The sequence below is a fragment of the Actinomadura fibrosa genome, assembly GCF_900659615.1.
Lineage (GTDB): Bacteria > Actinomycetota > Actinomycetes > Streptosporangiales > Streptosporangiaceae > Spirillospora > Spirillospora fibrosa.
In genome coordinates, this window is sequence record NZ_CAACUY010000445.1 from 1 (window position 1) to 4,041 (window position 4,041).

The window sequence follows — 4,041 nt, forward strand, 5'->3', positions numbered from 1 at the left end:
GGCGGCAGCGGCTCGCCGGCGCCGAGCTCGACGGCCAGCGCCAGCGCGGCGGCGTCCCGGTCGTCCAGCAGCACCTCGGCGCCGCGCTCGCGGACGGCCAGCGCGATCGACGTGCCGATCAGCCCGGTGCCGACGACGACGACGCGCCGGCCCGCCATGTCCTCGTTCACCCCGCCAGCCTAGCGGCGGCCCGCGGGTCCCCGGCGCCTCCGGACCCGCTGTGACGCGCGCCGCACCGGCGCGGCGGGGCCGGTCCGCTACTGGGCGATGTCGATGCGGAGGGCGGTGGCGCCGCGCAGGTACACGTGCTGGACGTCCGAGCGGGGCCGCTCCGTCGCGATGTGCGCCATCAGGCGGATCACCCGCGGCAGGGCGTGCGGGACGGCGATCTCGGTCGCGCACAGCAGCGGCACCTCGGAGAAGCCGAGCTTGCGCGCGGCGAGGGCGGGGAACTCCGCCGTGAGGTCGGGCGTCGCCGTGAAGATCACGCTGATGACGTCGTCGGTGCTCAGCCCGTTGCGGGCCATGACCTCGGAGACGAGCTCCGTCGTCGCCTCCAGGATCTGGTCCCGGTCGTCGGCGTCGACCTGCGTCGCCCCTCGCACCGCGCGTACCGCCACTGTGCCGTCCCCTCCTCGCGTCTCCCGCCGGCCCCCCGCGGCCCGGCGGCCGGTCCTCCGGGCCGAGGCCCGGCCTACAGGCCGACGGCCTTGTACAGCTCGCCGACCTCGTGGACGGTCAGCGCGCGCATCCCGCCCGGCTTGAGCTGGCCGAGCTTGATCGGACCGAACTCTATGCGGGCGAGCTGCTGCACCGGGAAGCCGACCTCCTTCAGCAGCCGCCGGACGATGTGCTTGCGGCCCTCGTGCAGGGTGATCTCCACCAGCACGCGCCGCCCGACCTGGTCGAAGATCCGGAATCCGTCGGCCTTGGCGGGGCCGTCGTCCAGCGTCACCCCGGCCTTCAGCCGCTTGCCGAGGTCGCGCGGGATCGGCCCGTGGATCTCGGCGAGGTAGGTCTTGGAGACCCCGTAGCTCGGGTGGGTGAGGCGGTGCGACAGCTCCCCGTCGTTGGTGAGCAGGATCAGCCCCTCGGTGTCGGTGTCGAGGCGGCCGACGTGGAAGAGCCGCTCCGGCACCTCCACGTAGTCGGCGAGGGACTTGCGGCCCCGCTCGTCCGCCATCGTGGACACCACGCCGCGCGGCTTGTTGATCGCGTAGTACCGCATCTCGGCGCGGGTCTCGACGCGCCGCCCGTCCACGTGGATCACGGCGCGGCGCGGGTCGACGCGCTCGCCGAACCGGAACACCCTCTTGCCGTCGACGGTCACGCGGCCCTCGCCGATCAGCTCCTCGCAGTGGCGGCGGCTGCCGATCCCGGCCTCGGCCAGGACCTTCTGCAGCCGCACGCCCTCGTTCTCGCTCACTTGTCCTCAACTAGGTCGTCTGGCAGGTCGTCGGGCAGGTAGGGGGCGAGCTCGGGCAGCTCGCCGAGGTCGCGCAGCCCCAGCCGCTCCAGGAAGTACCCGGTGGTGCGGTAGAGGTGCGCCTGGGTCTCCGGCTCCTGGCCGGCGTCCTCGATGAGGCCGCGCAGCGTCAGCGTCCGCATGACGCCGTCGCTGTTGACGCCCCGGATCGCCGACACGCGGGCGCGGCTCACCGGCTGCCGGTAGGCGACGACGGCGAGCGTCTCCAGCGCGGCCTGGGTCAGCCGCGCCTGCTGCCCGTCGGTGACGAACCGCTCCACCACCGGGGCGCACACGTCCCGGGTGTAGAACCGCCACCCGCCGGCGACCTCTCTCAGGTCGAACCCGCGGCCCTGGGCGGTGTATTCCGCGGCGAGCTCCCGCAGGGTCGCCGCGACCTCGCCGCGGGGCCGCTCCAGGAGCTGCGCGAGCGTGATCTCGGCCACCGGCTCGTCCACGACGAGCAGGATCGCCTCGATCGAGGCGCGCAGCCCCGGCAGCTCCGGCCCGTCGTGCGGCTCGTCCTGCGGCTCTTCGAGCGGCTCGTCCTGCGGCTCGGTCATCGTGTCCCCCCGTCCTTCGCGTTCCCGTCGGCCGGGTTCCCGGCCCCGGACGTCCCGCTCCCCGCCGCGCCGGCGGGCTCGCGGGAGCCCTCGTAGTCGTCGCCGACCTCGACGTCGCCCTCGTCGGTGCCGGTCCACGTGACGTGCAGCTCACCCAGGGGTTCGAGCTGCTCGAACGTGACGGCCTGCTCCCGGTAGAGCTCCAGCAGCGCCAGGAACCGCGCGACCACCTCGTAGGTGCCCTCGGCGTCGGACGCGAGGACCCGGAACGTCGTCCGGCGGAGCCGCCGGAGCCGCTCCACGACGATCGCGGCCTGCTCCTTGACGCTGGCCTTGGGCTGGTACATGTGCTCGACGGACACCGCGGGCGGGGCCTTCGGCGCGAGCGCCTTGGCGGCGAGCCGCGCGAACTCCTCCGGGCCGAGGCCGAGCAGCACCTCCGGCAGCATGTTCGCGAACCGCGGCTCCATCGGGACGATCCGGGGGAACCGCCGGCTCTGCTCGGCGATCCGCCCGGCGATGACCTGCGCGACCTCCTTGTACGCCCGGTACTGGAGGAGCCGGGCGAACAGCAGGTCCCGGGCCTCCAGCAGCGCGAGGTCCTCCTCGTCGTCGACCTCGCCGGAGGGCAGCAGCCGGGCCGCCTTGAGGTCCAGCAGGGTCGCGGCGACCAGCAGGAAGTGGCTGGCCTGGTCGAGGTCCCACTCGCGGCCGTGCGAGCGGATGTGCGCGATGAAGTCGTCGGTGACCTTGTGCAGCGACACCTCGGTGATGTCGAGCTTGTGCTTGGAGATCAGCCCGAGCAGCAGGTCGAACGGCCCCTCGAAGTTGTCGAGGTGGACGCGGAACCCCTGGCCCTCGCCGGCCTCCTCCGCCCGCTGCTCCGGCGACGCCTCTCCCACGCCGCTCACGGTAGCCGAGCCCCCGTCCGCGCGCCGCCCCCTGGAATGTCCACCGGCCACATGGTCCCATGCCGGGCGGGCGCGCGCACCGCGCCCGGCGACGCGCCGCCGGTCCGGCCGCCGCTCAGGACGCCCTGCGCCCGATCAGCCTGCGGATGAGGCCCTTGGCGTAGGCCTGCGTGTACTGCCGGGCGGAACCGGTGATCACCACCTGGCCGCCGGTGATCGGGCCGCCCTCGATCGACGGCGCGGCCACCGCCCGCCCGCCGACGATCATGGCGATCTGCCGTCCGGGGGTGCCGGGCGCCCGGCTCGCGGCGATGCCGCTCAGCCGGCCGAACCGCGCTCCGTCGGCCGAGGTCAGCCGGATGAGGACGCCCCAGCTCACCCCTCCGCCCTCCGCGCTGGGCGGCTGGAGGCGGATGTCCTCCAGCCGGTGGACGGTCATGGCCTCGGAGCCGAGCCGGTAGCAGGCGGTGCCGTCGTCGTCCTGGAGCGTCCCGGCGGCGCACGGCGGCGACGCGACCGCCGCGACCTCCTGGAACGTCAGCGGCTCGCGCAGGTCGGCGGGGCCGCCGCCGGACCCGCCGTCGCCGTCGCCGTCATGCAGGAGGAGGAAGCCCGCGACGCTCCCGAGCACCAGGACGAGGGCGGTGCCCGCAGCGGCCAGCACGATGACCAGGCCCCTGCCGCCCTTCCGCGGCGGAGACGGCGGGTAGGGCGGAGGCGGCGGACCGTACGGGGTTCCGGGAGGGTGACCCATGCGCTTCCTGCGTTCGCTCGGCGCTGACAGGGACGGGGGCCCGCCTAGGGCGGGTCGGTGCCGCGCAGGCGGCGGACCAGGGTGCTGCGCTCCCCGCGCGCCTCCACGTCGCTGATCATCGCGGCGACGGCCTCGCGGACGAGGCGGCCCCGGTCGACGGCGAGGGCGTGCTCGGCGCGCAGCGCGAGGCGGAGCCGTTCGAGCGCGAGCAGCTCGTCCGAGGAGATGTAGACGGTGATCTTGGCGTCATGGCGCTGCCGGCCCGTCGGGCGGTGCCCCCCGGCGGACCGCGGCGCACCCGCGCCGGACTGCGGCGCGGCCAGGCCCGGCAGCGGCGCCTGCGCCGGG

At 74.9% G+C, this 4,041-nt stretch carries 7 protein-coding genes; all 7 read right to left on the minus strand.

The genetic code is table 11. From position 1 onward, the window contains the following. On the minus strand, positions 1 to 158 hold a 158-nt coding region (locus E1300_RS48175; protein WP_242619881.1), incomplete at its 3' end, for a 3-hydroxyacyl-CoA dehydrogenase NAD-binding domain-containing protein. A 99-nt stretch (positions 159 to 257) separates the two neighbouring features. Further along, on the minus strand, positions 258 to 620 hold the full coding sequence (aroH, locus tag E1300_RS48180) for a chorismate mutase (RefSeq protein ID WP_131763950.1): 363 nt from the start codon (positions 618 to 620) through the stop codon (positions 258 to 260). Positions 621 to 694: 74 nt separating this feature from the next. Then, positions 695 to 1,426, minus strand: a complete 732-nt coding sequence (locus tag E1300_RS48185) for a pseudouridine synthase (protein WP_131763951.1) — start codon at positions 1,424 to 1,426, stop codon at positions 695 to 697. Then, positions 1,423 to 2,028 carry an SMC-Scp complex subunit ScpB gene (gene scpB, locus E1300_RS48190; protein WP_207400429.1) on the minus strand — a complete coding sequence of 202 codons (606 nt, stop codon included), beginning with the start codon at positions 2,026 to 2,028 and terminating at the stop codon, positions 1,423 to 1,425. The genes E1300_RS48185 and scpB overlap by 4 nt, the downstream gene beginning before the upstream one ends. Next, positions 2,025 to 2,930, minus strand: a complete 906-nt coding sequence (locus E1300_RS48195; protein WP_131763952.1) for a segregation and condensation protein A — start codon at positions 2,928 to 2,930, stop codon at positions 2,025 to 2,027. The genes scpB and E1300_RS48195 overlap by 4 nt, the downstream gene beginning before the upstream one ends. A gap of 124 nt (positions 2,931 to 3,054) precedes the next feature. Further along, positions 3,055 to 3,693, minus strand: coding sequence for a SecDF P1 head subdomain-containing protein (locus tag E1300_RS48200; protein WP_131763953.1), 639 nt, complete (start codon positions 3,691 to 3,693; stop codon positions 3,055 to 3,057). Between the two features lie 44 nt (positions 3,694 to 3,737). After that, complete coding sequence (locus E1300_RS51055; RefSeq protein WP_207400430.1) at positions 3,738 to 4,025, minus strand: hypothetical protein; 288 nt, start codon at positions 4,023 to 4,025, stop codon at positions 3,738 to 3,740. Positions 4,026 to 4,041: the final 16 nt, after the last annotated feature.

What these genes read in the sequence shown, in the direction of transcription:
- scpB (WP_207400429.1), bottom strand. Translation starts at nt 2,028, where the DNA reads ATGACCGAGCCGCAGGACGAGCCGCTCGAAGAGCCGCAGGACGAGCCG.
- E1300_RS48200 (WP_131763953.1), bottom strand. Translation starts at nt 3,693, where the DNA reads ATGGGTCACCCTCCCGGAACCCCGTACGGTCCGCCGCCTCCGCCCTAC.